At 56.3% G+C, this 25,356-nt stretch carries 23 protein-coding genes, 1 tRNA gene and 1 other RNA gene; 14 read left to right on the forward strand and 11 right to left on the reverse strand.

Going from position 1 to position 25,356, the window contains the following annotated elements; all coding sequences use genetic code 11:
* Positions 1 to 349: 349 nt before the first annotated feature.
* The 5 genes from MC50_RS07250 to MC50_RS07270 form a co-directional block, all read right to left on the reverse strand.
* A non-coding RNA gene (locus tag MC50_RS07250) (RtT sRNA) lies at positions 350 to 481 on the reverse strand.
* A 33-nt stretch (positions 482 to 514) separates the two neighbouring features.
* A tRNA-Pro gene (locus MC50_RS07255) sits at positions 515 to 591 on the reverse strand.
* Positions 592 to 681: 90 nt separating this feature from the next.
* Positions 682 to 2,373, reverse strand: a complete 1,692-nt coding sequence (gene eptB / locus MC50_RS07260; protein ID WP_032690322.1) for a kdo(2)-lipid A phosphoethanolamine 7''-transferase — start codon at positions 2,371 to 2,373, stop codon at positions 682 to 684.
* 363 nt (positions 2,374 to 2,736) lie between these two features.
* Positions 2,737 to 3,939 (reverse strand): L-lactate MFS transporter, encoded by a 1,203-nt coding sequence (locus MC50_RS07265; RefSeq protein ID WP_032696974.1) that lies wholly within the window; start codon positions 3,937 to 3,939, stop codon positions 2,737 to 2,739.
* A 239-nt stretch (positions 3,940 to 4,178) separates the two neighbouring features.
* On the reverse strand, positions 4,179 to 4,787 hold the full coding sequence (locus MC50_RS07270; protein ID WP_162180060.1) for an autotransporter outer membrane beta-barrel domain-containing protein: 609 nt from the start codon (positions 4,785 to 4,787) through the stop codon (positions 4,179 to 4,181).
* Positions 4,788 to 5,051: 264 nt separating this feature from the next.
* Here MC50_RS07270 and tag point away from each other — a divergent pair, with 264 nt between their 5' ends.
* Entirely contained in the window at positions 5,052 to 5,633 is a 582-nt protein-coding gene (gene tag, locus MC50_RS07275) for a DNA-3-methyladenine glycosylase I (protein WP_032690319.1), read from the forward strand.
* Positions 5,611 to 6,051, forward strand: a complete 441-nt coding sequence (locus tag MC50_RS07280; RefSeq protein ID WP_032698579.1) for an N-acetyltransferase — start codon at positions 5,611 to 5,613, stop codon at positions 6,049 to 6,051. Before tag ends, MC50_RS07280 begins: the two co-directional genes overlap by 23 nt.
* On the opposite strand, the gene MC50_RS07285 is transcribed toward MC50_RS07280, so the two are convergent.
* Positions 6,020 to 8,350 (reverse strand): molybdopterin guanine dinucleotide-containing S/N-oxide reductase, encoded by a 2,331-nt coding sequence (locus MC50_RS07285; RefSeq protein WP_047663569.1) that lies wholly within the window; start codon positions 8,348 to 8,350, stop codon positions 6,020 to 6,022. The two genes, MC50_RS07280 and MC50_RS07285, sit on opposite strands and share 32 nt — an antisense overlap.
* Before the next feature lie 168 nt (positions 8,351 to 8,518).
* Between MC50_RS07285 and MC50_RS07290 the strand changes: the two genes are divergently transcribed.
* The 6 genes from MC50_RS07290 (at position 8,519) to ghrB (ending at position 14,484) form a co-directional block, all read left to right on the forward strand.
* Positions 8,519 to 9,181, forward strand: coding sequence for an OmpA family lipoprotein (locus MC50_RS07290; protein WP_032696977.1), 663 nt, complete (start codon positions 8,519 to 8,521; stop codon positions 9,179 to 9,181).
* 123 nt (positions 9,182 to 9,304) lie between these two features.
* Positions 9,305 to 10,321: a LacI family DNA-binding transcriptional regulator gene (locus tag MC50_RS07295; protein WP_004868782.1), complete on the forward strand. Its 1,017-nt coding sequence runs from the start codon at positions 9,305 to 9,307 to the stop codon at positions 10,319 to 10,321.
* Between the two features lie 110 nt (positions 10,322 to 10,431).
* Positions 10,432 to 11,181 (forward strand): sugar phosphate isomerase/epimerase family protein, encoded by a 750-nt coding sequence (locus tag MC50_RS07300; protein ID WP_032696978.1) that lies wholly within the window; start codon positions 10,432 to 10,434, stop codon positions 11,179 to 11,181.
* Positions 11,182 to 11,184: 3 nt separating this feature from the next.
* A complete protein-coding gene (locus tag MC50_RS07305) occupies positions 11,185 to 12,123 on the forward strand; it encodes a sugar kinase (RefSeq protein ID WP_032690315.1) in 939 nt (312 codons plus the stop codon).
* Positions 12,124 to 12,207: 84 nt separating this feature from the next.
* Positions 12,208 to 13,488: an MFS transporter gene (locus tag MC50_RS07310; protein WP_004868788.1), complete on the forward strand. Its 1,281-nt coding sequence runs from the start codon at positions 12,208 to 12,210 to the stop codon at positions 13,486 to 13,488.
* 24 nt (positions 13,489 to 13,512) lie between these two features.
* Entirely contained in the window at positions 13,513 to 14,484 is a 972-nt protein-coding gene (gene ghrB / locus MC50_RS07315) for a glyoxylate/hydroxypyruvate reductase GhrB (protein WP_004868790.1), read from the forward strand.
* A 57-nt stretch (positions 14,485 to 14,541) separates the two neighbouring features.
* Here ghrB and MC50_RS07320 read toward each other — a convergent pair whose 3' ends face one another.
* Complete coding sequence (locus MC50_RS07320; RefSeq protein ID WP_004868792.1) at positions 14,542 to 15,252, reverse strand: DUF3053 domain-containing protein; 711 nt, start codon at positions 15,250 to 15,252, stop codon at positions 14,542 to 14,544.
* A 440-nt stretch (positions 15,253 to 15,692) separates the two neighbouring features.
* Between MC50_RS07320 and MC50_RS07330 the strand changes: the two genes are divergently transcribed.
* The 3 genes from MC50_RS07330 to cspE all read left to right on the forward strand — a co-directional run bounded on the left by MC50_RS07330 (position 15,693) and on the right by cspE (position 18,057).
* A complete protein-coding gene (locus MC50_RS07330) occupies positions 15,693 to 17,051 on the forward strand; it encodes an MFS transporter (protein ID WP_032696980.1) in 1,359 nt (452 codons plus the stop codon).
* A 242-nt stretch (positions 17,052 to 17,293) separates the two neighbouring features.
* Complete coding sequence (locus MC50_RS07335) at positions 17,294 to 17,584, forward strand: HTH-type transcriptional regulator (protein WP_032690313.1); 291 nt, start codon at positions 17,294 to 17,296, stop codon at positions 17,582 to 17,584.
* Positions 17,585 to 17,844: 260 nt separating this feature from the next.
* Positions 17,845 to 18,057, forward strand: coding sequence for a transcription antiterminator/RNA stability regulator CspE (cspE, locus tag MC50_RS07340; RefSeq protein WP_004868803.1), 213 nt, complete (start codon positions 17,845 to 17,847; stop codon positions 18,055 to 18,057).
* A 101-nt stretch (positions 18,058 to 18,158) separates the two neighbouring features.
* On the opposite strand, the gene MC50_RS07345 is transcribed toward cspE, so the two are convergent.
* Positions 18,159 to 19,778 carry an ABC-F family ATP-binding cassette domain-containing protein gene (locus MC50_RS07345; RefSeq protein ID WP_047663571.1) on the reverse strand — a complete coding sequence of 540 codons (1,620 nt, stop codon included), beginning with the start codon at positions 19,776 to 19,778 and terminating at the stop codon, positions 18,159 to 18,161.
* 378 nt (positions 19,779 to 20,156) lie between these two features.
* Here MC50_RS07345 and MC50_RS07350 point away from each other — a divergent pair, with 378 nt between their 5' ends.
* Together MC50_RS07350 and MC50_RS07355 are read left to right on the forward strand one after the other, a co-directional pair.
* Positions 20,157 to 20,366, forward strand: a complete 210-nt coding sequence (locus MC50_RS07350) for a YdgH/BhsA/McbA-like domain containing protein (RefSeq protein ID WP_032690311.1) — start codon at positions 20,157 to 20,159, stop codon at positions 20,364 to 20,366.
* Positions 20,367 to 20,442: 76 nt separating this feature from the next.
* Positions 20,443 to 20,631: a hypothetical protein gene (locus tag MC50_RS07355; protein ID WP_046853345.1), complete on the forward strand. Its 189-nt coding sequence runs from the start codon at positions 20,443 to 20,445 to the stop codon at positions 20,629 to 20,631.
* Between the two features lie 97 nt (positions 20,632 to 20,728).
* Here the strand turns inward: MC50_RS07355 and glyS are convergent, their stop codons facing one another.
* The 3 genes from glyS to MC50_RS07370 form a co-directional block, all read right to left on the reverse strand.
* Positions 20,729 to 22,798, reverse strand: coding sequence for a glycine--tRNA ligase subunit beta (gene glyS / locus MC50_RS07360; RefSeq protein ID WP_047663572.1), 2,070 nt, complete (start codon positions 22,796 to 22,798; stop codon positions 20,729 to 20,731).
* 9 nt (positions 22,799 to 22,807) lie between these two features.
* The gene (glyQ, locus tag MC50_RS07365) at positions 22,808 to 23,719 is read right to left on the reverse strand and encodes a glycine--tRNA ligase subunit alpha (protein ID WP_004126458.1); all 912 of its coding nucleotides are present in this window, start codon (positions 23,717 to 23,719) and stop codon (positions 22,808 to 22,810) included.
* A 137-nt stretch (positions 23,720 to 23,856) separates the two neighbouring features.
* The gene (locus tag MC50_RS07370) at positions 23,857 to 24,156 is read right to left on the reverse strand and encodes a YsaB family lipoprotein (protein WP_032690308.1); all 300 of its coding nucleotides are present in this window, start codon (positions 24,154 to 24,156) and stop codon (positions 23,857 to 23,859) included.
* A 185-nt stretch (positions 24,157 to 24,341) separates the two neighbouring features.
* Here MC50_RS07370 and MC50_RS07375 point away from each other — a divergent pair, with 185 nt between their 5' ends.
* Positions 24,342 to 25,337: an acyltransferase gene (locus MC50_RS07375; protein ID WP_064385309.1), complete on the forward strand. Its 996-nt coding sequence runs from the start codon at positions 24,342 to 24,344 to the stop codon at positions 25,335 to 25,337.
* The last annotated feature ends 19 nt before the right edge of the window (positions 25,338 to 25,356 follow it).

A 25,356-nucleotide genomic window follows, 5' to 3' on the forward strand; every position in this document is an offset into this window, starting at 1 on the left:
TACAATGGAAGATGTCACAAAATAGTTAACAGGCAACATGAAACAAGGATTCGTGCTTTTTTTGTGACTTTGGTTGACTATCACACTCCGACATCGTGGCGCCCGGCCCGCAGCCCAACGCCATTGATGCAAAGGATTTCATTTTACGGTGGCCTGGACGAGGCCTGTTTTTGCTGTCAGCAGGGGGAGACAGGCCAATACACCAGGGCGGTGTTAAGCCGGCTAAAAATTGCTGAGGTACAAATGAGCGCTCTGGGCCGCCAGCATAGCCGAACCTCGCCCCCGGAGGTTCTTATCCTCATCGGCTTCGGATGCAAAAAAGCCTGCTCATTGAGCAGGCTTTTAAATTTGGTCGGTGATAGAGGATAACTCGCCACTGCGTGGCTCGCCCTGCGGGCCGTTGCTAAAGCAACGTTCCCTCGCTACGCTCGGGTCGAACCTCTGCCCCCGGAGGTTCTCATCCTCATCAGCTCCGGATGCAAAAAAGCCTGCTCATTGAGCAGGCTTTTAAATTTGGTCGGTGATAGAGGATTCGAACCTCCGACCCCTTCGTCCCGAACGAAGTGCGCTACCAGGCTGCGCCAATCACCGAATGCGGGCGCATCTTACTGCTGAGACTCACACCCGTCAATGCCTTATTTGGAAAAAATAGCTCAAGCGGCGAGAAACTCGCCACTCCCGCTATTTCGCCACGGTTTTCCCCGCATCGGCAACGCGGCACCAGTTGTTATTCTCATTAATCCCACCGTCCGGCGAGGTGTAGCCCAGACAACCCATGATGGTGTCATACAGCTCAACGTGACGACGCGGGACTTTCATCGCCGCCTGCTCTTTAAGGCGGGCAAACGAAGCAGCATGGTCCGGCGCTGCCAGATATTTATCCGACATCCACACCATCATCGGCACACGGAACTGTTCCGGCGGCGCCATCTTACGCGGCGTACCGTGCAGGTGCTCATGCTCGTTGATTGACTCCCCATGATCGGCGGCATAGAACACAATCGCCTTCTTATCACGCAGTTGATCCAGCACGCTCACGATAAAGTGATCGACATAGGTCACGCTATTATCGTAAGAGTTGATCAGCTCCGCTTTCGAGCATTTGCTGTCCACGCCCACGCACTCCGGCTGCCACTGCGCGAAGCTGCGCGGGTAACGCTGGGTATAGTTAAAGTGCGACCCTTTGGTATGCAGAATGATCAGGTGCTTACCCTGGTTATTCTTGGTCAGTGAACGCTTCACTTCATCCACCAGCAGCATATCGTCCACGCTCTTACCGCGGTTACGCGGCTCCGCGCCAATCTGCTCGCGATAGGCAATGCTGTTCGCCATAGTATTGCTGTAGAACCACATCTCGCTCTGCATCGCATACAGGTCGCCGGTAAAGCCGAGCTGGTGCAGGACCGCAAAGACGTTTTGCTCTTTCAGCGTTCGCTGCGGGTTGTCTTCCGCCCCGCCCTCGCGCACAAACATGCAGCGCAAGGAGAGCTTGGTCGCGGTGTCGCACGAATACCCGCGGAAGGCGACCAGGTTTTTCTCCTGGGCCAGCTTTGGCGTGGTATTGCGGCCATAACCCAGGATCCCCATATGATCCCAGCGGGTGGTTTCACCGATAATGAACACCACGTAGGTATCATCCAGGCCCTGCGGCTCCACATAGGTGAATTTTTTGGCAGGGTTTATCAACGACTTGTTATCTGAGGACTCATCCACCTGCGCCCAGGCGTACAGCCCCAGCGCAGAAAGCCAGTTTGACGGCAGATACGAGTTGGCAATTACCCCGCCATAGCTCGGCATATCGACTTCAGAGCTACGCTCCACGTCCTTCTGCCGCAGTTCGAGCAGGCGAATCGGTCCCCAGACCATTAATCCGGCAAGGGCAACGATGGCGATATTTTTTACCCGCTGGCCCGGCGTGCGAATTTGCCGCAGCAGAGTATGTTGACAGCGGTTGCTCCAGATAAGCAGCAGCGGCGGAGCGCTGACCAGCGCCAGCCACAGAATCAAATACCAGCCCACCACCTCCTGAGAGAGGTCGATATCCGTGGTCATAACCGACGCGATGATGCCGTAACCAATCACCACGTTCAGGAAGGTCATGTAATAGCTGGCGGCAGCGGAGAAAATCACCACCAGCGTAGCGAGTATTCGCCAGACGCGCCGACCCAGCAGCGACAGAACACGTAACAGGAAAAACGTCACCAGCACGGTGGCAACCAGTTCCACAATCCCGGAAAGCCCTTTCCAGAGGGTAAATTCCTGCGCATAACCATCAAGGCGACGGAAAAGCACAGCAACGTTCATAAACCAGCCGATGTACAGCGCCAGCCAAAGGCTGACTTTCTGCTGTGTCATCGTTCTAATATAATTCATGCATGAAACCTGGAAAAAGAAGAGATAAAACCACCTGACTTACGCGATATAAGCGGGCAGGTTAATAGGGTGCGTTCAGGTTGATTAACTACTCAAACCCATTCGAGATGCCTTGCGGCGACGGGCTCGTGAATCCTCTGGAGCTTACTCAAGTAAGTGACTGAGGCGAACGAGCGCAGTCAACAATAAGGCAGTTTGAAGGACGGAGAGTATAAGAAACCTCTACAAAGCGCGCTAAGTAGACCACAGAGAAAGGAAAAAGTACCAGGCGGGAGTGTGATCCAACCAAACATTTACAAAACATTTGGTTGGACAAGCACAAATAGCTCAGGAATATCGGTATGACGCCGCGAAGATGGCGTATCAGGCGTGGGCTTCGCTGTAAACTTCACCTTTCGGCTGGCGAATCGTCGTGGAAAGCGCCAGAGAGAGAATCAGCAGGGCAAAGATAACGCAGAAGGTCACGTAGAACCCACCGAACAGCGAGGCAATCAGCGAGCCGCAGATGCTGCCGATACCAAAGCCCAGATAGATGACGCCGTAGTTTTTTGCCAGGTTATTCAGACCGAAAAATTCACTGACCAGCGACGGGAACACGGTAATCGTTCCGCCGAAGTTAAAGGCGACGCAGGCAATCGCGGCAAAGAAGGTTATCGCGTTCAGCGGCGCGAACAGCAGCGCAGCCATGCCGACCAGTGAAACGACCTGGCCGATAGTAATGACGCGGATACGGGAAATTTTATCCGACAGAATCCCCAGCACCAGACGTCCGCTCAGGTTGGCGATAGAGATAACGGTGACCGCATTCGCCGCCGTCGCGACATCCAGATGCACCATCCCTTGAGCGATATCTTTCGCTACGCCAATAACATACAGGCCGCTCATGCAGGCCGTCAGGAACATCACGGCGAGCATCCAGTACTGCGGTTTACGCATCGACTCGGCCAGCGTGAAGTCATTCTCCACCACGCCATTATGCGAGGCGGCGGTATGATTCGGCGCATCTTTCATTAAGGTTGCGCCGAAGACAATCATCACCAGGACAATGGCGCCCCAGATAATAAAGGTTTTCTCCAGCCCGACGGTGGCCAGCAGATGGCTATCAATAAATTTGAACCCGAGGCTACCGAGGCCATAGGAACCAATGGAAAAGGCGGAAATCAGCCCTTTACGCTCCGGGAACCACTTCACGCAGTTGGAGAGCGTCAGCAGATAGCCCGCGCCATCCGCCAGCCCCACCAACAGGCCTGCGCTCAGCCAGAGCATCATCAGGCTGTTGGCGTGGGCGGTAAGGAAAAAGCCGAGCCCCAGCAGAACACCGGACGCCATCGTGACGCGCCTGACGCCAAAGCGTTCCTGCAGTTTACCGGCGACGGAAGAGGATAGCGCCAGACCGAGGCTTAACAGACCGAAGGAGAAAGCCACCTGGCTTACCGGTTCGTCCAGTTTTGCGGAAAGGGAACTGTTGAACAAACTCCATGTATAAACCGATCCCAGCGCGAATTGTGTAACGATCGTGCCGGCCAGCGTAAGCCAGCGGGTATATTGACTGTTTGCAGCGTTCATAGCAGATATCCTGAATAATTAACTGCCGCCACAATAGCGAAGCCGCCTGAACGCCAGGGTAAAAAAGGCATGAAATGCCATCAGCAAGGAATGAAATGCATGTGAGCCGGAATGAATGACATTGAAAAAGGCAGGCGCATGACAGCAGCAGAAATAAGTTAGTGACTACTATCTTACAACAATGCGCCATTACTGTGTTTTTTAAGTAACAAGAACGTTTCACGCATGCTAAATAAAGGCTAAAAGTTAGCGCTCACTCCCATCACATAGAGATAGTTGGCTCCCGTTGGCGTATTCTCCGCCTGCGATAATGCCGCCCAGGCGGCAAGGTGTGAATTGAGAGCCATATCCGCCCCGAAGGTGACATCGCGCCAGGCGCCATCCTGCCCGCGATTAGGGCCAATCAGATCCGAAGAGAGCGGCTGGTTGTAGCTCACCTGCGCCCACGGATGGACGCCCCATAGCGCCTGATAATCCATACGCCAGCCAAGCGTATTCACATAGGGGTTGTCTGACGCGCGGCGCGCGGGGGCGGTCGATATCACCTCGCTACGCAAACTCGCCACCGGGCCGGAAGTGACGCCGTTGGCCAGCGTAAAATTCCATCCCACGCTCATCCCGCGGCCGCCATCCGGCGGCGCCACCGCCTGATTCAGCGCAATACCGGGAAGATCGCCGGACGCATTCATACGCTCCGCCAGAATATCTTCATAGCGGGGTTGGTGATCGCTATCCCACGTATAGCGTTCAGGGGTGTTACTTTTGGTATCGATAGCGATATATTCCTGTTGCCAGGCATTCGCGCCACTGATAAACGAGACCCAGACGACGGCACACGCCGGGAGCATAATCCCCCGAAGGCCATTGCATTTCTTTATTATCATTAATGCGACTCCAGAAAAGAGCCAAACCGGCATTATTGCTGTGTTTTTATGGGACGGGCTTCCCTGAATACCTTGAATAATGTGATTGGGCGAACGAATGCAGCCAATGCACATGCAACCTGAATAATGGCGGGTATATTTGAGAGTGGTATCCCTGTATTAACTATTATCTTTATCTTTCAGCCGTCAAGGCGAACGCGTAAGTTTTATTGCTAAAGGGAGAGAGACATGCAGCGTTGCGGTTGGGTAAGCCAGGACCCGCTTTATATTCAGTACCATGATAACGAGTGGGGCGTTGCGCAAAGAGATGCCCGCAAACTGTTCGAAATGATCTGCCTTGAGGGCCAGCAGGCCGGTCTGTCGTGGATTACGGTGCTGAAAAAGCGGGAAAATTACCGCCAGGCCTTTCATCAGTTCGATCCGGTCCGCGTTGCCGCCATGAATGAGACCGATATTGAACGCCTGCTCCAGGACGCCGGAATTATTCGCCATCGTGGGAAAATTCAGGCCATTATTGGCAACGCCCGCGCCTTCCTGACCATGGAAGAGAGCGGCGAATCGTTTACCGACTTTGTCTGGTCTTTCGTCGACAATCAGCCACAGATTTCCCATGCCGCCACGCTGGCGGAGATCCCCACCACCACACCGGCTTCCGACGCCCTCTCCAGGGCGCTGAAAAAGCGCGGTTTTAAGTTTGTCGGCTCCACCATCTGCTACTCCTTTATGCAGGCCTGCGGACTGGTCAACGATCATGTGACGAGCTGTTTCTGTCACCCGGGAGGCGATGATGATCCGCAAGTGGGACGCTAAAGAGACCCGCCCGCTGCTCACGCTGTGGCTGGAAAGCACGATTCATGCCCATCCCTTTATCGACGAAACATACTGGCACGAGAGTGTCGCCGTCGTACGCGATGTCTACCTGCCTGCCGCCAGCACCTGGGTGTGGGAAGAGAGCGCGACGATCAAGGGTTTTGTCAGCGTGATGGAGTCCCGCTTTATCGGTGCGCTGTTTGTCGCGCCGGACGCTATCCGCCGCGGCATCGGCAGCGCGCTGCTGAACGAGGTCAAACAGCATTACCGCTGGCTCAGTCTCGAGGTTTACCAGAAAAACGTTCAGGCGGTGAATTTCTACCATGCGCAAGGCTTCCGGATAGAAGACTGCGCATGGCAGGACGATACGCTACAACCGACCTGGATTATGCATTGGCCGGCGGATCAAACGCCGTAAGCGTCAGCGCCGGGCCGTCATATTTTTCCAGCCACGCCAGCGCCGTATTCCCGGCGCAGCCGTTGCCCAGCCGCGAGGTCGGAATATCTTTGGTCAGAACATTCACCGCGCCGTTTTTGCAGATACCGGCCTGCGGGTCGATATCAGGCCAGGCCCCTTCGTGTAAACAGATAACCCCTGGACGAATACCTTCCGTCACCACGGCGCCGGCCAGCACCTGGCCGCGCGCGTTCCACACCCGCACGACATCGCCGTCGGCAATATTGCGCGCCTGCGCGTCCAGCGGATGAAGAGTTAATGGCTCACGACCGGCGACAGCGTACTTTTCGCGCAGCGACGTGTGGTTCAGCTGGCTGTGCAGACGATGCGCCGGATGAGCGGACAGCACCTGCAGCTGGCCAGGCCGGGCATTGCCGTGCCACTCGTCCGGTTCCAGCCACATTGGGTGCGGTGGACAGTCGGAGTAGGCAAAACCGGCAATCGTTGGAGAGTGAATTTCAATTTTGCCGCTCGCGGTTTTCAGCGGATTGGCCTGCGGATCGGCACGAAATGCCGCGAAGCGGGCAAAACGGGCATTTTCCGGGTTTTCCGGCATTTCTATCAGCTGGTTAGCCTGCCAGAACTGGTCAAATGGCGGCAGCGTCACCTGCTGGCTCGCCCCGCGTTGCGCGGCAATCTGATAGAAGGACTCCAGCCACTGTAGATCGGTTTTCCCTTCGGTAAAACGCGCGCGCCCTCCCTCTTCCCAGCGCTCGCTGAGATCGGCAAAGACGTCAAAATCATCCCGGGCTTCATCGCGCGGCGCAACCACGCGCTTCATCGGCACCAGGTGCTGGTTACTGTAATCGCCGGTCATGGTCATATCGTGACGTTCAAACGAAGTTGTCGCCGGCAGGACAATATCGGCATGGCGGGCGGCAGCGGTCCAGAAGCACTCCGAAATGACGATAAGCTCCGGCTTCTGCCAGGCCCGAATCAAGCGGTTGGTATCCTGATGATGGGTAAAGTTCGCGCCGCCACACCACCAGACGAAGCGAATATCCGGAAAATGCCGGTCCATTCCGTTGTGTTGATACGGCGCACCGGGATTTTCCAGCGCTTCCACAATGCGCGCCACCGGTATTTTTTCGACCGCCTCGGTACCGCCCGCCACACAGCCTTGCATCGAAGCCAGTACCGCCGCCCGACGGGTCGGGTTACCGCCGTTGGCAAAGTGGTAGGAAAGGCCAAAACCGCCGCCGGGAGTACCAATCTGCCCCAGCATCGCGGCAAGTGTCACCAGCATCCAGTGTTTTTGCTCGCCAAACTGCTGGCGCTGCATCCCCCAACCGGACATCAGCATGGTGGTATTGTCATGGAATAGCGCGGCCAGTTCGCGGATCTTCTCCGCGCTAACGCCGCATATCTCCGCCGCCCACTCTGCGGTTTTCGGCGTGCCATCGCTTTCACCGGTCAGATAGCGGGCAAAAACGTCATAGCCGCTGGTACAGCGGGCGAGAAACGCATCGTCCTGCCAGCCGTTCTCCACCAGCGTATGGGCAATGCCGAGCATCATCGCGACATCCGTACCCATATGCGGAGCGATCCATTCGCCCACCTCACCAAAGAATTCCGCCGTTTCCGATCGCATCGGATCGATACAGATCACCCGCTTCCCACTTTTGCGCAACCGATCGAACCACGGGATCCCCTGCTCATCGGAAGCGTTCCAGGCAATTTTTAGCGTATTCAGCGGGTTGGCGCTCCAGAGCACCACCACATCGCTATGTTCCAGTACCATCGGCCAACTGGTCTGCTGCTGATAAACCTCATTGCCGCCAACCACATAGGGCATGATCGCCTGCGCCGCGCCGGTGGAATAATCCCCCAGATGTCCGGTATATCCGCCTGCGAGGCTCATGTAGCGCTGCAGCAACGTCGCCGCCTTGTGGAGCACGCCGTTAGAGCGCCAGCCGTAGGAACCGGCAAAAATCGCTGCCGGGCCGTGGTTTTCCCGAATCCGCCGATGCTGTGCGTGGATAAGATCCAATGCCTCCTGCCAGCTCACCCGCACAAACTCGTCCTGGCCGCGTACGCCCTGCGGGCTCTCCGGCGAAGCAAGGAAACCTTTACGTACCATCGGATAGCGGACGCGGGTTTTGCTGTGGACCTGCTCACGCACGGCGGTTTGCAAGGAGTTGGCGAAAGAGGTCTCCAGCGCACCGCGGGAAGAGAGGACATTTTCACCATCCGTTTCAACCAGCATAGGCCCCCAGTGAGCCGCGGTTAAGATGGTTTTGGTTGCAGATGAGGTTGGCAAAGCGAGCTCCTGGTCAGCGAATGCAGGTGTTGTGACGGTCTGTGATACTGACCGTTCAATGTTATTTACAAAAAGAGAGCCGGTACGGGGAATTTTCTACGTAATTGGACGTCATAATCAACCGTCACGCGCGCTGTGACAACGAATAAAAAGGATTAAGGAAATAACATGAAAAAACGCGTACTCATGATTGCGGCTGTGGTGAGCGGCACCCTGGCGATTTCTGGCTGTACCACTAACCCGTATACCGGCGAACGCGAAGCGGGGAAATCCGGCATCGGCGCCGGGATCGGTTCGCTGGTCGGCGCGGGCGTCGGCGCACTCTCCTCGTCGAAAAAAGATCGCGGCAAAGGCGCGCTGATTGGCGCAGCGGCCGGGGCGGCGCTGGGCGGCGGCATCGGTTATTACATGGATGTGCAGGAAGCAAAACTGCGCGAGAAAATGCAGGGAACGGGCGTCACCGTGACGCGAAATGGCGATAACATCGTGCTGAATATGCCAAATAACGTCACCTTTGACAGCAGCAGTGCCAACCTGAAACCGGCCGGGGCAAACACCCTCACCGGCGTGGCCATGGTGCTGAAAGAGTATGAGAAAACCGCGGTTAACGTCGTAGGTTACACCGACAGCACCGGCGGTCAGGATCTGAATATGCGCCTGTCGCAGCAGCGCGCCGACAGCGTTGCCAGCGCCCTCATCACCCAGGGCGTGGCGGCAAACCGTATTCGTACCAGCGGCATGGGCCCGGCAAACCCCATCGCCAGCAACACCACGGCGGAAGGGAAAGCGCAAAACCGTCGCGTAGAAATCACCCTCAGCCCGCTCCAGTAAGTCCGGCGGTCGACCCCGACCACCGTATCCTTCGCCCGGTAAGCGCCACTTGCCGGGCAAAATGCTTGATATAGCGGATTTTCGCGCTAAGGTGTTCTCCAGATTTCAGCAAAGGAAGCCATCATGGCGAAAGCGGCGCGAGCAACCATTAGCGATGTGGCGAAAGCCGCAAAGACCGGAAAAACCAGCATTTCACGCTACCTCAATGGCGAAAAGCACCTGCTTTCCGATGACCTGCTGGCGCGCATTGAAAAAGCGATTGCCGAACTTAACTACCGTCCCAGCCTGATGGCCCGTGGCCTGAAACATGGTCGTACCCGGCTGATTGGCCTGATCATCGCCGATATCACCAACCCTTACTCGGTCAATGTCCTCAGCGGCATCGAAGCGGCCTGTCGCGAAAAGGGCTTTACTCTGCTGGTGTGTAATACCAATAACGAGCTCGACCAGGAGCTGCACTATCTCGACCTGCTGCGCAGCTACCAGGTAGAGGGGATCGTGGTCAACGCCGTTGGGATGCGCGAAGAGGGGCTGAATCGCCTGCAGCAGTCGGCGCTACCGATGGTACTCATTGACCGCAAGATTCCGGACTTCGCCTGCGATGTCGTCGGTCTGGACAACACTCAGGCCGCGACGACCGCCACAGAACATCTGGTGGAGAAAGGGTTTGAAGCCCTGCTGTTCCTGAGCGAGCCGCTCGGTTCGGTCAACACCCGTCGCGAACGCCTGAGCGCGTTTCGCGCCACCCTCCAGCGCTACGCCGGCATCGTCGCAGAAAACGCTGAAGTTCCGCTGAACGACGGCGCCATGCTCGATACGGTGCTGCGTCAGTTTCACTCCCGCCATCGCGGCATGCGCAAGGCGCTGATTTCCGCCAACGGCGCCCTGACGCTACAGGTTGCGCGCGCGCTCAAGCGAATCGACCTGGTTTGGGGCAGCGACATCGGCCTGCTCGGCTTCGACGAGCTGGAGTGGGCGGAGCTGGCGGGCGTGGGTATTACCACGCTCAAACAGCCCACGTGGCAGATTGGCTATGCCGCGGTTGAGCAGGTGGTGCGCCGGATTGAAGGCACTAACGACCCCATCTGCGAGCGGGTCTTCTCCGGTGAACTGATCGTGCGGGGATCGACCTCCCGATAGCCCTCCTTCGTGATGGTGATCATAAATTAGACATCCTCTCCTTTCCTTTGGAACCGGTACCATCTAGCGTAATAGAGTGATTTGCTACAGCGCTACCGGGAGTTTGTCAGATGGCCAGAAAAATTATTGTCGTGACCGCCGCCTATGGTCATGATTGCATTAAAGAACTTGGCGGGCAGTCCGCCGTACTGCCGTTTATCGCCGGATCCGGCGCCGACGGCGTGGAAATCCGCCGTGAGTTATTCAGCGCTGACGAGCTCAATCAGCTGCCGGCGCTGGCCGCCACCATTGAACGCCACAACCTGCTGGCCTGCTACTCTGCGCCGGAAGCGCTGTTTGAAGCGAATGGCGCCCTTAACCCGCGTCTGCCGGCGCTGTTACGCGAAGCGCAGACCCTCAACGCCCTGTGGTTAAAACTGTCGCTCGGCCATTTTACCCATAACAACGAACTGGAATCGCTGCGCCGCATCCTGCAGGAGAGCGGCATGGCGCTGGTGGTGGAAAACGACCAGACCGACTGCGGCCAGCTGGCGCCAATGCAGCGCTTTAAAGCCTCCTGTCGGGTGAACCAGCTGCCGGTTACGTTAACCTTCGATATGGGTAACTGGCTGTGGGTCGGCGATTCGCCGGAAGAGGCCGCACGTCATCTGGCCCCCGCCGTCAGCTATATCCATGTCAAAGCCGCAGAGCCGCATCATGCGCACTTTCGCGCCGTCCCGCCAGACGAAGCTCCGGCACGCTGGCTGGCGCTGCTCGACAACCTGCCTGCCGATGCCCCGCGCGGTATCGAATTTCCGCTGGTGGGCCACGATCTGACGGCCGTGACCCGTCGCTATGTGAATTTGTTACGCGAGGAGTAAGCCATGGAAAATGCATTAGATGTCATCACCATCGGAGAGGCGATGGCGATGTTTGTCGCGACGGAAACCGGCGACCTGGCCGAAGTAGAACACTTTATGAAACGGGTAGCCGGCGCAGAGCTGAATGTCGCCACCGGCCTGGCTCGCCTGGGGCTGAAAGTCGGCTGGGTTAGCCGCGTAGGCAAAGACAGCTTCGGCCGTTTTGTGCTTCATTCGCTGGCCAAAGAAGGGATTGATGCGCGCGGCGTCAGCGAAGACAGCCGCTATGCAACCGGCTTCCAGATGAAATCTAAAGTCGAAAATGGAACCGATCCCATTGTGGAGTACTTCCGCAAGGGTTCTGCCGCCAGCCATCTGTCGCCCGAGGACTTTCGCGCCGAATATTTCACCAGCGCTCGCCACCTGCACCTCAGCGGCGTGGCCGCTGCGCTGTCGGAGAGTTCATACGCCCTGCTGGAGCAGGCGGCCACTACGATGAAGGCCCAGGGGAAGACGATCTCGTTCGATCCGAATCTGCGCCCGGTGCTGTGGAAAAGCGAAGCCGAGATGGTGGAAAAACTCAATCAGCTGGCGTTTCAGGCCGACTGGGTTCTGCCGGGTCTCAAAGAAGGCATGATCCTTACCGGCCAACGGACCCCGGAGGGGATTGCCGATTTCTATCTCACGCGCGGCGTTCAGGCCGTGATCATTAAAACCGGCGGCGACGGCGCCTGGTTCAAAACCGCCGCGGGCGAACAGGGCGCAGTCGCCGCCATCAAAGTCGATAACGTCGTGGATACCGTGGGCGCCGGCGATGGTTTTGCAGTCGGCGTGATTAGCGCTCTGCTGGAGGGCAGAACGCTGCAGCAGGCGATAGGCCGCGGCAACAAAATTGGTGCGCTGGCCATTCAGGTCCAGGGCGACAGCGAAGGATTACCCACACGCGAGGCGCTGGGCGAATAGCCCGGACCGGCGTCATAATCACGGCCTCCTCTGTACCCTACATACGGCGGCGGCGTCATGAACCTCAACTTTAGAGGCAAGCCTATGAACAGCTCTACCAATGCAACGAAACGCTGGTGGTACATCATGCCTATCGTGTTTATCACGTATAGCCTGGCGTATCTCGACCGCGCAAACTTCAGCTTTGCTTCGGCAGCGGGCATTACGGAAGATTTAGGCATTACCAAAGGCATCTCGTCGCTTCTTGGCGCACTTTTCTTCCTCGGCTATTTCTTCTTCCAGATCCCGGGGGCGATTTACGCGGAACGCCGTAGCGTACGGAAGCTGATTTTCATCTGTCTGATCCTGTGGGGCGCCTGCGCCTCGCTGACCGGGATGGTGCACAATATTCCAGCGCTGGCGGCGATCCGTTTTATTCTCGGCGTCGTGGAAGCGGCGGTCATGCCGGCGATGCTGATTTACATCAGTAACTGGTTTACCAAATCAGAACGTTCACGCGCCAACACCTTCTTAATCCTCGGCAACCCGGTCACGGTACTGTGGATGTCGGTGGTCTCCGGCTACCTGATTCAGTCCTTCGGCTGGCGTGAAATGTTTATTATTGAAGGCGTCCCGGCCGTCCTCTGGGCCTTCTGCTGGTGGGTGCTGGTCAAAGATAAACCGTCGCAGGTGAACTGGTTGTCGGAAAACGAGAAAGCCGCGCTGCAGGCGCAGCTGGAGAGCGAGCAGCAGGGTATTAAAGCCGTGCGTAACTACGGTGAAGCCTTCCGCTCACGCAACGTCATTCTGCTGTGCATGCAGTATTTTGCCTGGAGTATCGGCGTGTACGGTTTTGTGCTGTGGTTGCCGTCAATTATTCGCAGCGGCGGCGTCAATATGGGGATGGTGGAAGTCGGCTGGCTCTCTTCGGTGCCTTATCTGGCCGCGACTATTGCGATGATCGTCGTCTCCTGGGCTTCCGATAAAATGCAGAACCGTAAACTGTTCGTCTGGCCGCTGCTGCTGATTGGCGGACTGGCTTTTATTGGCTCATGGGCCGTCGGCGCTAACCATTTCTGGGCCTCTTATACCCTGCTGGTGATTGCCGGTGCGGCAATGTACGCCCCTTACGGTCCGTTTTTCGCCATCATTCCGGAAATGCTGCCGCGTAACGTCGCCGGTGGCGCAATGGCGCTCATCAACAGCATGGGGGCCTTAGGTTCATTCTTTGGTTCGTGGTTCGTGGGCTACCTGAACGGCACCACCGGCAGTCCATCAGCCTCATACATTTTCATGGGAGTGGCGCTTTTCGCCTCGGTATGGCTTACTTTAATTGTTAAGCCTGCTAACAATCAAAAGCTCCCCATCGGCGCTCGTCACGCCTGACCTTTACTACTTACGGAGATCCGCATGAAGCCGTCCGTTATTCTCTATAAAACGCTTCCCGACGACCTGCAGCAACGTCTGGAAAAACACTTTACCGTCACTCAGGTGAAAAACCTGAGCCCTGACACCGTCCAGCAGCACGCGGAAGCCTTTGCCCAGGCGGAAGGTCTGCTGGGGTCGAGCGAAAAAGTTGATGCCGCGTTACTGGAGAAAATGCCCAGGCTTCGTGCGACCTCCACGATCTCCGTCGGCTATGACAACTTCGACGTTGAGGCGCTGAATGCGCGCAAGGTGCTGCTGATGCATACGCCGACCGTGCTGACTGAAACCGTTGCCGATACGGTGATGGCGCTGGTGCTCAGCACATCCCGTCGGGTGGTGGAAGTCGCCAACCGGGTGAAAGCCGGGGAGTGGACGAAAAGCATCGGCCCGGACTGGTTCGGCAGCGATGTGCACCATAAAACGCTGGGGATCGTGGGCATGGGCCGTATCGGGATGGCCCTGGCGCAGCGCGCGCACGCCGGTTTTGGCATGCCGATTCTGTATAACGCCCGCAGCCGTCACCCGCAGGCGGAAGAGCGCTTTAACGCGCGTTACTGCGATCTGGATACGCTGCTGCAGGAAGCCGACTTTGTCTGTCTGATCCTGCCGCTGACCGCCGAGACTCATCACCTGTTCAACGCGGAAAAATTCGCGAAAATGAAGCCTTCCGCCATCTTTATTAATGCAGGGCGCGGCCCGGTGGTCGATGAAAAGGCGCTGATCTCAGCCTTGCAGAAGGGCCAAATCCACGCGGCCGGTCTGGACGTTTTCGAGCAGGAGCCACTGGCGAAAGAGTCGCCGCTGCTCACTCTGCCGAACGTCGTCGCGCTGCCGCATATCGGTTCTGCCACTCATGAGACCCGCTACAATATGGCGGCTTGTGCGGTCGATAATTTGATTGATGCACTGAATGGTCAGGTCGAAAAGAACTGCGTCAATCCGCAGGTGAAGTGAAGGTAAGCTGAAGTAACCCGGGTCGAGGTCAACGCCTGACCCGGGTTGACGAACCGGTTAACGCGTTGCGTTAACTGCCGCCGTCCACGCCTGGTTGAAAGCCTGATGCTGGGCAGCCAGCGGGCCAATCAGCGCGTTGTACTGGCTGGCCTGCTGCGAGGTCGGGAACTGAATCCCGTTTGCCACGAAGCTCACCTGAGTATTTTGCTGAGCGATAAAATCACCCACCTGCACCAGTTGCTGAGTAAAGACCTGCGCGGCAGGAATCAGCGGCTGCAGGGCGTTTGCCGGTGCGGTCACGACTTTGTTGTAAACCTGGTCAAAGACCGGTTTCAGATCGTCACTCTGCTTCAGCGCGCTATGTGCGCCATCGGCCTGCATTTTCGCATTTTCCAGCTGCTGGCTCAGCACGCCCAGCGCGCCGTTTGCCTGGCGCAGCGGTTCACGCTGAGTCACATAATCCTGCGGGACGCGAATCGCATTCACGCTGTCTACGACCGGACGCAGACCTGCATCCATCGCCTGACTTACCTGCTGTGAATAGCCGTAAATCACCGCGTAATCGGAAACAAAAGGACCGAACTGTTTTTTCTGATCGGCAGTCAGCGTCGGCAGACGTTCGCCGCTACGCATTGCCGTATTTTGCAGGAAGTCGATAAACGCTTTGCGCTGATCGCCTTCTTTATCAAAACACCCACTCAGGCTAACCACCATTAATAAGGCCGCAATAGCCGCAAACCAGCGAGAGCAGGACTTTCCTGTCGCCATTTTTTTACTCCTTTCAGCCAAAAAAAGCGCACACAGACACACACGTGCCAGACGCTGACAAGGATAGTCCAGGTCGGCCTTGCAGGATACTCTTTCCTGACAATCTTACGCAGGAAAAACACCGTTGGCGGCGTTTGACGGGCGACCGCGAGCGTCTGTTAAGCCCATCACAATTAACGCCATAACCCGGCCGAGAAAAATGACCAATAACAATTTGATTTTATTATAAATAAAATCATTATTGTGGGGCAAACCCGTGAAAGCGAACGATAATCGCACGCTTCCTGGGCCGACTGCGTTGCCTGAAGCCAGGTTCAGTGATTTGATAAATGAGCGATTAACGGCGATACGTTCGATTATCGCACAAATCACATTAACGACAGCGAGGGAGGCGGTAATCGCCCGGCTCCGTCCCCCGCTCCGGCTGCCAGGAATGCTGTATGAATAAGACAACTATCGATATTCAGGCTTTTATCAACGAACATCCGTTTACGAAGTACCAGTGGATGATTCTGGCCCTGTGTTTTATCACCGTCGCGATGGACGGGTTTGATACCGCCATCATCGGTTTTATTGCCTCCGACCTGGTGCAGGAATGGGGCGTGGAAAAATCTGCGTTAGGCCCGGTGATGAGCGCTGCGCTCGTCGGTCTGGCGGTAGGTGCGCTGACCGCAGGCCCGTTGGCCGACCGCATTGGGCGAAAAAAAGTTCTGCTGATGTCGATTGTGGTTTTCGGTAGCTTTAGTCTGTTGACCGCCTTCGCCACCAGCCTGAATCAACTGACGCTGCTGCGTTTTCTGACCGGCCTCGGGCTGGGCGCCGCCATGCCAAACGCAGCCACGCTGATGAGCGAGTATGCGCCGGAACGCCGTCGCGCTTTGCTGGTCAATCTGATGTTCGTCGGGTTCCCGATGGGATCTTCGCTGGGTGGCTTCCTCTCGGCCTGGATGATTCCGCATTACGGCTGGCAAAGCGTGCTGATACTGGGCGGCGTGATGCCTCTGCTGCTTGCCGTCGCGCTGGTGTTCTTACTGCCGGAATCGGCGCGCTATCTGGTGGTCAAGCGCCAGCCATCGCAGCGTATTGCCACCATTCTGCGTCGTATTGCCCCGCTGCCTGAACAGGTTGAATTCGAGCTGCGCGAAGCCGGACAGGTGAAAGACAAATCGGCCCTTGCGGTTATTTTCTCCCCCCGTTATCTCGTCGGTACCGTGATGCTGTGCATGACCTACTTTCTGGGGCTGCTGATTTTCTATTTATTGACCAGTTGGCTTCCGCTGCTGATTCGCGAAACCGGCGCGTCAATGAGCCAGGCGTCGATTATCACCGCGCTGTTCCCGCTGGGCGGCGGCATCGGGGTGCTGATCCTCGGCGCCCTGATGGACAAAATTAACCCCAATAAAGTGGTCGCCGTAGGCTGGCTGTTGACCGGCGTGTTCGTCTTTCTGGTCGGCTTCTCAACCAACAACCTGGTGTTAATGGGCGTGATGGTCTTTATTGCCGGCAGCATTATGAACGGCGCGCAATCATCCATGCCGGCCCTGGCGGCCGGATTTTATCCCACCCAGGGCCGGGCGACCGGCGTTGCCTGGATGCTGGGTATCGGCCGGTTTGGCGGGATCCTTGGCGCCTTCAGCGGAGCCTTCCTGATGCAGGCGCAGCTCTCCTTCGTGACCATCTTTACCTTGTTGTCGATCCCGGCGTTTTTATCCGCCATCGCGCTGCTGGTGAAATATAAGACCAGCAAGAGCCAGCCGATATCTGCGCAGACGAAAGCCGACAATATGCAAAAAGCCTGACCCTCAGGCCAGCGGGCAACCGCTGGCCTGGCGGATTTATTCGCCGTTTACAAAAGTTTTCCATTGCGACACGTCTGATGATTAATCATCACCTTATCTGCCGTTTTCACCGCCGAATACCCGTTAAGACGATAGGCTGTCTGCACATAATCACTCCCGTGACTATTCTTTGCATTTTTTCTGACTATTCTTAATAGGCTTCACTAAATATCTCTTTTGCTGTGTGACAGAAGGAGTTCTCTATGGAATATAAAGATCCCGTGTTTGAACTGCTTAGCAGCCTGGAACAAATTGTTTTTAAAGATATTTCTCAAACGATCGCCCAGCCTCGTAAGCAGACCGCATTTAGCGAGTTTGAACAGCTTCGCAAAGGCACTGGCCTGAAAATTGATGATTTTGCCAATGCCATGGGCGTCAGCGTGGCGATGGTACAAGAGTGGGAGTCGAGACGGGTGAAGCCGTCATCCACGGAGCTCAAATTAATGCGCCTGATTCAGGCAAACCCACAGCTTTCAAGGCAGCTTATCGACTAAAGTTCTATAATAAGAATCAGGTCTGGTTACGGTCCTGTATCGGGACCGTTTTTATTTCTGTGAAAAAAGGTTTGCTATCGCACCGCAAAAATGAGTTAATGCTCGCAGGTTTGATGTACAGACCACAGAGCATTAGTATAGAGTAGTCCTTGAGCGGTTATCATAGATACCCCGGTAGTGAACTTTCCCTTTATAGCTTCAAATCTGTAGTCCAGACCGTATCGCCGAAAGGTTCATTTATTATTTAAAGGTATTTCGCTATGTCCGGTAAAATGACTGGTATCGTAAAATGGTTCAACGCTGACAAAGGCTTCGGCTTCATCACTCCTGATGACGGTTCTAAAGATGTATTCGTACACTTTTCCGCTATCATGAACGATGGCTACAAATCTCTGGATGAAGGTCAGAAAGTTTCCTTCACCATCGAAAGCGGCGCTAAAGGCCCGGCAGCTGGCAACGTAACCAGCCTGTAAGCTTAAATTAAGCTCAGAATTTAAGATCCCTGCCTCGCGGCGGGGATTTTTTTTATCTGATAATAAAGAACCGCCGCTCATCAGAGGGCGGTTTTTTGTCTTCAAAGCGCTGAGAAATGCCAGCCATTCTCCTGCCACGTCAGAGAGTGGGTCAGCCGCAGTCCGCGCAGAAAATCCTCATCATGAGAGACGACAATCATCGCGCCAGGAAAGGTGGCTAAAGCCGACTCAATGGCCCGAACGGAAGCCAAATCAAGATGATTTGTCGGCTCATCCAGCAGCAGAAGCTGCGCCGCTTCACGCCGCCACAGCACGCAGGCCAGCGCGGCTTTAAGCCGTTCGCCGCCGCTTAAAGCCGACAGCGGCAGATTAATTTTATCCGCGCCCAGCTGCAGCCGGGCAAGACGGCTGCGTAATACCCCCGCCTCCAGCGGGGTATCATCAAGATTCAGGTGCGCCATGACCGACAGCGACAGGTCCAGCTGCGTGAGATGCTGATCCAGCCAGGCCGCATGCACCGACATCCGACACTCGCCGGATAGCGGCGATTCCAGACCGATCAACGTTTTCAGCAGCGTGGTTTTCCCACAGCCGTTGGGGCCACGCAACGCCACGCGCAGCGGCCCGTCAAGACGCCAGTCGAGTGGCGGCATGGCAGAGAATGCCAGCTGCAAAGCCTCGAGGACCAACACCTGTTTGCCAGCGGCAACCTGGCTTCCCGGCAGAGTGAACATCACCGCAGCGTCCTCCTCCACCCGCTCACGGGCCTGAACCACCGCGGCATTTAGCGCACTATTTTGCTCCCGGTGCTGGCGATGCAGTGCGCCAGGCCGCTCCTTCGCCGCCCCTTTATATTTTACCCGTTCAAAAGAGGCGATATTCAGCGTATCCACCACGCGCAGCGTCTGAGCAGAACGTCTCTGGCTGGCATCGTGTTCTTTTTGCATCCGCGCACGCGTGCGACGACGCTCGGTAGCGGCATGGTCTAACGCCGCGCGCGCCGCCTGCTGCTCCGCATCGCGCTGCTGTTGGTAATCGGCATAGTTACCGCCGTAGCTTCGCAACGCACCGGGCGTCAGTTCGAGTATGCGCGACATGCGGGCCAACAGCGCGCGATCGTGGCTGGCTATCAACGCTCCGCCGGACCAGCATTCAAGCTGGTGATACAGCCAGTCGCGCCCCTGCCTGTCGAGGTGATTGGTTGGCTCATCCAGCAGCAGGTAATCGGCCGCGGAGAGAAAGGCGCCGCACAGCAGAGCCTTCACCCGCTCCCCGCCGCTCAATGATGATGCGGGTCGGTCAGGATCGAAATCCGCTAAACCGGCCTGGCGGAAACCTGCGCTCAGGCGATCCGGGAGATCCCAGAAACCTTCGAGGCAATCGACATCGTCAGCCAGAGCCTCACCGCGCCCGAGGCGCTGCAAGGCAGCAAAGTGTGGTCCGTAGCCCAGCAGTGCGTCCAGCGTGGTCTGCGGGGTTATCGTCTGCTGCTGAGCAACACAGGCCAGAGAAACAGGCCGTTCGATATGGCCACCAGAAGGCGCATCGATACCGGCCAGCAGGCGCAGAAGGCGGGTTTTCCCGACGCCATTCCGTCCGACCAGGCCACAGAGGGAATTTTCCAGCGAGATATTCAACGGGCCAAAAAGCGTTTCTCCCGTCGCAAACTGACAGGTGACCTGATGCAAAATAAAAGAGGGGGATTGGGCACAATGGGCCATAAGCACTCCTGAATGAAATTCATACTTCCCCTACAGACGCAGTGCGCCAGCAAGGACCGAATTCAGCAGGTGTGTTTATCCATTTTCAGTGTGCTCTCTGTGAGACGAGGGATTCGTCGGGGCACAGGATAGCCATACTCACCCCTTCATTTCAAGATTATTTTTTCAGCAAATGCGTTCGGGTTGCGCGGCTCTCCCGCAGCAGGAACGTCAAACGGCCTCGAAATCACCCCGTTTCCCACGCTTAATTTTCATTCTGTTTTTTTGAATGAGATGCGCAAATTGTTCCAATTTTAATCGATCGATAATCGTCCTATTATTTATCACATCAGAGCAACAACGCTCTATACCAAACAAAAACACTTAAGGAATACGACCATGAAATCCATCAAAACTTTCGTTGCAGTTTCTGCCCTTTCTCTGATGTCTTTCGGTGCATTCGCACAGAGCGTCAGCGCCACCGCCTCCACGCTGGATCGCGCTGAAGCAAAAATTGCCGCCCAGGCCGCAGAACAAGGTGCCTCTTATAAAATTACCAGCGCCCAGTTCAACAACCGCGTGCACATGACCGCCGAACTGACCAAATAACGTAATCTGCTCTTGCCGGGCCGCCGGTGGTTAACCAGACAGGCGACAACGACAACACGATGAAAAGGAAGATAAAATGAAAAATCTCAGCGTGATCGCTGCCCTGTTTCTGGCCGCTTCATTGTCATCCGGCGCCATCGCCGCAGAGCAGCGTCCCGCGCAACCAGAAGCCGGTTCCAGTATGGATACCTCAGTGCATCAGAACCGTATTAACGTCAGCCACGCTTTTGATAAAGAGAGTCTGACCGCGGGGAATTTGCAGTAAATCTGGCCGCCGAAAAGCGTCAGGGGGGCGAGAGAGTCGCCTACCGCCATAAAAAAACCTGCCCTGGGGCAGGTTTTTTGTTATGCAAAACAGGCGATTATTGCAGCAGGGAAATATCCGCCACCTGCAGGAACAGGTCACGCAGTTTCGACAGCAGCGTCAGACGGTTGATACGGACTTCTTTATCTTCCGCATTCACCATCACGTTTTCGAAGAACTCATCTACCGGTTCGCGCAGGGAAGCCAGTTCGATCAGCGCTTCCTGATAACGGCCTTCGGCGAAGAACGGCTGCAGTTTGTCGCGCAGCACGACCAGATGGGTCGCCAGCTTGATCTCTGCGGCTTCTTTTAGCACGGAGGCGTGAACGGCATCATTCAACGTCTCTTCGGATTTCGCCAGGATATTAGATACGCGCTTGTTGGCAGCTGCCAGCGCGGCCGCTTCTTCCAGAGTGCGGAAGTGAGACACCGCTTTCATGCGCGCGTCGAAATCCGCCGGACGAGTCGGACGACGTGCCAGTACCGCCTGGATGGTGTCGACCGTGTAGCCTTCATCCTGATACCAGGCGCGGAAGCGACCAAGCATGAAGTCAATGACGTCATCAACTACGTTGGCGTTAGTCAGCTTATCACCATACAGACGCGCCGCTTCTTCGGTCAGCGTTTGCAGGTCCAGGTTCAGGTTCTTCTCAACGATGATGCGCAGTACGCCGAGCGCGGCACGACGCAGCGCAAACGGGTCTTTATCGCCCTTCGGATGCTGACCGATGCCGAAGATGCCCGCGAGGGTATCCATCTTATCGGCAATCGCTACGGCACAGGCCACCGGGTTGGACGGCAGATCGTCACCGGCAAAGCGCGGCTGATACTGCTCGTTCAGCGCCACCGCAACATCTTCGGCTTCACCATCGTGACGCGCATAGTGCATGCCCATGATGCCCTGGGTGTCGGTAAACTCGAACACCATGTTGGTCATCAGGTCACACTTGGAAAGCAGGCCCGCACGCGTTGCGTGGTTAACGTCAGCGCCAATTTGACCAGCAATCCAGCCCGCCAGCGCCTGAATACGGTCAGTCTTGTCGCGCAGCGTACCCAGCTGCTGCTGGAACAGCACGGTTTGCAGACGCGGCAGATGATCTTCCAGACGCTTTTTACGGTCGGTGTTGAAGAAGAACTCGGCATCCGCCAGACGCGGGCGCACCACTTTTTCGTTCCCGGAGATAATCTGCAGCGGATCTTTCGACTCGATGTTGGTAACGAAAATAAAGTTCGGCAGCAGTTTGCCGTCGTTGCCGTAGACCGGGAAGTACTTCTGGTCACCCTTCATGGTGTAGACCAGCGCTTCTGCCGGCACCGCGAGGAATTTCTCTTCGAATTTCGCGGTCAGCACTACCGGCCATTCAACCAGAGAGGCCACTTCTTCCAGCAGGCTTTCGCTCAGATCGGCGTTGCCGCCAATTTTGCGCGCCGCTTCTTCGGCATCGGCTTTAATTTTGGCTTTACGCTGCTCGTAGTCAGCAATAACTTTGCCGCGCTCCAGCAGAATTTGCGGGTACTGGTCGGCGTTATCGATGGTGAATTCCGGCTCGCCCATAAAGCGATGGCCGCGAATCACGCGATCGGAGGCAATGCCCAGAATGGTTGCCGGGATGACTTTATCGCCAAGCAGCAGGGTCACGGTGTGAACCGGACGCACGAACTGCACGTCGGAGGCGCCCCAGCGCATCAGTTTCGGGATCGGCAGTTTTGCCAGGGACGTGGCCACCATGTTCGGCAACAGCGCTTCTGCGCTTTCGCCTTTGACATGGGCGCGATACAGCAGCCATTCGCCTTTGTCGGTGACCATGCGCTCGGCCTGGTCAACGGTGATGCCGCAGCCGCGCGCCCAGCCTTCGGCCGCTTTGCTCGGTTTGCCTTCCGCGTCGAACGCGGCAGAAACCGCCGGGCCGCGTTTTTCTACTTCGCGATCGGGCTGCGCCGCCGCCAGGTTAGCGACTTTCAGCGCCAGACGGCGCGGAGCAGCGAACCACTCGACGTTGCCGTGAGCGAGGCCAGCGTTATCCAGCTCCGCGGTAAAGTTCGCAGCAAAAGATTCCGCCAGGCTGCGCAGGGCTTTTGGTGGCAGCTCTTCGGTGCCGATTTCCACCAGGAAAGTTTTTTCAGACATGGCCGCCTCTTATTTATTCTTGTTGCACATCGGGAAGCCCAGGGCTTCACGGGAAGCGTAGTACGCTTCTGCCACGGCTTTGGTCAGGGTGCGAATGCGCAGAATGTAGCGCTGACGCTCGGTGACGGAGATGGCTTTACGCGCGTCCAGCAGGTTGAAGCTGTGGGCGGCTTTCAGAATGCGCTCGTAGGCAGGCAGCGGCAGCGGGTTTTCCAGCGCCAGCAGCTGCTGCGCTTCTTTCTCATACTGCTCGAAGCAGGAGAACAGGAAGTCGACGTCTGCGTATTCAAAGTTATAGGTAGACTGCTCCACTTCGTTCTGATGGAACACGTCGCCGTAGGTGGTTTTACCCAGCGGACCGTCGCTCCAGACCAGGTCGTAAACGCTGTCAACGCCCTGAATGTACATCGCCAGTCGTTCCAGACCGTAGGTGATCTCGCCGGTCACCGGCTTACACTCCAGACCGCCGACCTGCTGGAAGTAGGTGAACTGCGTCACTTCCATCCCGTTCAGCCACACTTCCCAGCCCAGACCCCAGGCACCCAGCGTCGGGTTTTCCCAGTTGTCTTCCACGAAGCGGATGTCGTGAATCGTCGGATCCATACCCAGCTCTTTCAAAGACCCGAGGTACAGCTCCTGAATGTTGTCCGGCGATGGCTTAATGACCACCTGGAACTGATAGTAGTGCTGTAAGCGGTTCGGGTTTTCGCCGTAGCGGCCGTCAGTCGGGCGACGGGAAGGCTGAACATAGGCAGTCGCCATCGGCTCAGGCCCCAGCGCACGCAGACAGGTCATTGGATGAGAGGTGCCGGCGCCAACTTCCATGTCCAGTGGTTGAACAATGGTGCAGCCCTGACGAGCCCAGTAATCCTGTAAGGTCAGGATCAGGCCCTGGAAGGTCCTGGTATCAAACTTTTGCATATTATTTCGTGCTGGATACGTGTGGATTTAAAGGAAGGGATCAGTATACCCGCTGGCTGCGAGATATACAGTACGAAACGGCGCTGTTTAAATAAAATTGCCGAAATTAACGCCATCACGCGGCATCAGGGGCCGATTTAGCGCATAGAAAGATGTAAAAACTGACCATCTGGATCGAAAGAACAGATAAAGCGCTCATTCTGCGATGTCAGACCCGACAGCTCGTAGCTCCCCTGGAACTGCTCGAAGTGGCTGACGTCCACCATACGGGGCCCCGTGCTGTAGCGTTTTGCCGCCTGATCCTTGCACAGTTGCTCCATGTTCAGGGTAATTTGCGGCGTAATCCGGGCACGTTGCGCTTTCTGTACCGGCTGAGGCGGCTGTTGGCTGCAGCCCGCCAGCAGGAGCAATAACAGTCCAGAAAAGAAATATTTCATCACTATTTTCCTCAACCGCCTTGTTAGCAAATTGTTATCGTGCAGGTTACGTGAAATTACCGGGGCATTGTGCGAATCTCTCCGCATCTCTACAAGAGCGTCGCGATAAACTCGGAATTTTCCATTGCGATATGGCCGGTCAGGAGGAGTCAGACCCTCTTTAAGAAGGAGCAACTGAGGTATCGATGCAGGAAAAAATAAACTGGATAACAAGTTTGCGCGGCATCGCATGCCTGATGGTGGTGATGATTCACAGCACAACCTGGTATATCACCCACCCTCACTCCATCAGCTTGCTGGACTGGGATATCGCCAACCTGCTTAATTCGGCTTCTCGCGTCAGCGTCCCGCTGTTTTTCATGATGTCCGGCTATCTGTTTTTCGGTGAGCGCAGCGCCCAACCGCGACATTTTCTGCGGATCGTACTGTGCGTGGCGTTTTACAGCGCCCTGTCCCTGCTCTACATCACGCTGTTCACCCATATCAATGTGGTGCTGTCGCTGAAACATTTGCTGCAAAAGCCGGTGTTCTACCATCTGTGGTTTTTCTTCGCGATTATCGTCATTTACCTGCTCTCGCCGTTGCTGCAGGTTAAGCAGGTCAGCGGCAAGATGCTGTTGATTCTGATGCTGGTAATTGGTCTTCTGGCCAACCCCAACATGGTGTCGGTCAAGGCTGGCGGCATCGAATGGCTACCGCTCAATCTCTATATCAACGGCGATACGTTTTACTATGTTCTGTATGGCGTGCTGGGGCGGGCGATCGGCATGATGGATACCGATAAAAAGTGGCTCACGCTGCTGTGCGCCGCGCTTTTCGCTACCGCAGTGTGGATTATTTCCCGCGGGACATTGCACGAGCTGAAGTGGCGCGGCGACTTCGGCGATACCTGGTACTTGTATTGCGGCCCGGCGGTGTTTGTCTGCGCGATAACCCTGCTCACGCTGGTGAAGAATACCCTTAACACACGCCCGGTCCCTGCCCTGACGCTGATTGCGCGCCATTCGCTGGGGATCTACGGATTTCATGCCCTGATTATTCATGCGTTACGGGCCAGCGGGCTGGAGCTGACGCGCTGGCCGCTGCTGGATATCTTCTGGATATTCGGCGCAGCGTTGGGGGGCAGCCTGCTGCTGTCGACGCTGGTGCAGCGCCTGGATAGCCGACGCCTGGTCAGCTAGCGCGGCGTAAAAGTTAACC

This window comes from Klebsiella planticola (assembly GCF_000783935.2).
Taxonomy (GTDB): domain Bacteria; phylum Pseudomonadota; class Gammaproteobacteria; order Enterobacterales; family Enterobacteriaceae; genus Klebsiella; species Klebsiella planticola.

What these genes read in the sequence shown, in the direction of transcription:
- MC50_RS07370 (WP_032690308.1), bottom strand. Translation starts at nt 24,156, where the DNA reads ATGAAATATTTCTTTTCTGGACTGTTATTGCTCCTGCTGGCGGGCTGC.
- MC50_RS07270 (WP_162180060.1), bottom strand. Translation starts at nt 4,787, where the DNA reads ATGCTCCCGGCGTGTGCCGTCGTCTGGGTCTCGTTTATCAGTGGCGCG.
- MC50_RS07330 (WP_032696980.1), top strand. Translation starts at nt 15,693, where the DNA reads ATGAATAAGACAACTATCGATATTCAGGCTTTTATCAACGAACATCCG.
- MC50_RS07300 (WP_032696978.1), top strand. Translation starts at nt 10,432, where the DNA reads ATGGCCAGAAAAATTATTGTCGTGACCGCCGCCTATGGTCATGATTGC.
- glyQ (WP_004126458.1), bottom strand. Translation starts at nt 23,719, where the DNA reads ATGCAAAAGTTTGATACCAGGACCTTCCAGGGCCTGATCCTGACCTTA.
- MC50_RS07305 (WP_032690315.1), top strand. Translation starts at nt 11,185, where the DNA reads ATGGAAAATGCATTAGATGTCATCACCATCGGAGAGGCGATGGCGATG.
- MC50_RS07310 (WP_004868788.1), top strand. Translation starts at nt 12,208, where the DNA reads ATGAACAGCTCTACCAATGCAACGAAACGCTGGTGGTACATCATGCCT.
- tag (WP_032690319.1), top strand. Translation starts at nt 5,052, where the DNA reads ATGCAGCGTTGCGGTTGGGTAAGCCAGGACCCGCTTTATATTCAGTAC.
- MC50_RS07280 (WP_032698579.1), top strand. Translation starts at nt 5,611, where the DNA reads ATGATCCGCAAGTGGGACGCTAAAGAGACCCGCCCGCTGCTCACGCTG.
- MC50_RS07295 (WP_004868782.1), top strand. Translation starts at nt 9,305, where the DNA reads ATGGCGAAAGCGGCGCGAGCAACCATTAGCGATGTGGCGAAAGCCGCA.
- MC50_RS07345 (WP_047663571.1), bottom strand. Translation starts at nt 19,778, where the DNA reads ATGGCCCATTGTGCCCAATCCCCCTCTTTTATTTTGCATCAGGTCACC.
- eptB (WP_032690322.1), bottom strand. Translation starts at nt 2,373, where the DNA reads ATGAATTATATTAGAACGATGACACAGCAGAAAGTCAGCCTTTGGCTG.
- MC50_RS07290 (WP_032696977.1), top strand. Translation starts at nt 8,519, where the DNA reads ATGAAAAAACGCGTACTCATGATTGCGGCTGTGGTGAGCGGCACCCTG.
- MC50_RS07265 (WP_032696974.1), bottom strand. Translation starts at nt 3,939, where the DNA reads ATGAACGCTGCAAACAGTCAATATACCCGCTGGCTTACGCTGGCCGGC.
- glyS (WP_047663572.1), bottom strand. Translation starts at nt 22,798, where the DNA reads ATGTCTGAAAAAACTTTCCTGGTGGAAATCGGCACCGAAGAGCTGCCA.
- MC50_RS07335 (WP_032690313.1), top strand. Translation starts at nt 17,294, where the DNA reads ATGGAATATAAAGATCCCGTGTTTGAACTGCTTAGCAGCCTGGAACAA.
- MC50_RS07320 (WP_004868792.1), bottom strand. Translation starts at nt 15,252, where the DNA reads ATGGCGACAGGAAAGTCCTGCTCTCGCTGGTTTGCGGCTATTGCGGCC.
- cspE (WP_004868803.1), top strand. Translation starts at nt 17,845, where the DNA reads ATGTCCGGTAAAATGACTGGTATCGTAAAATGGTTCAACGCTGACAAA.
- MC50_RS07375 (WP_064385309.1), top strand. Translation starts at nt 24,342, where the DNA reads ATGCAGGAAAAAATAAACTGGATAACAAGTTTGCGCGGCATCGCATGC.
- MC50_RS07350 (WP_032690311.1), top strand. Translation starts at nt 20,157, where the DNA reads ATGAAATCCATCAAAACTTTCGTTGCAGTTTCTGCCCTTTCTCTGATG.
- MC50_RS07355 (WP_046853345.1), top strand. Translation starts at nt 20,443, where the DNA reads ATGAAAAATCTCAGCGTGATCGCTGCCCTGTTTCTGGCCGCTTCATTG.
- ghrB (WP_004868790.1), top strand. Translation starts at nt 13,513, where the DNA reads ATGAAGCCGTCCGTTATTCTCTATAAAACGCTTCCCGACGACCTGCAG.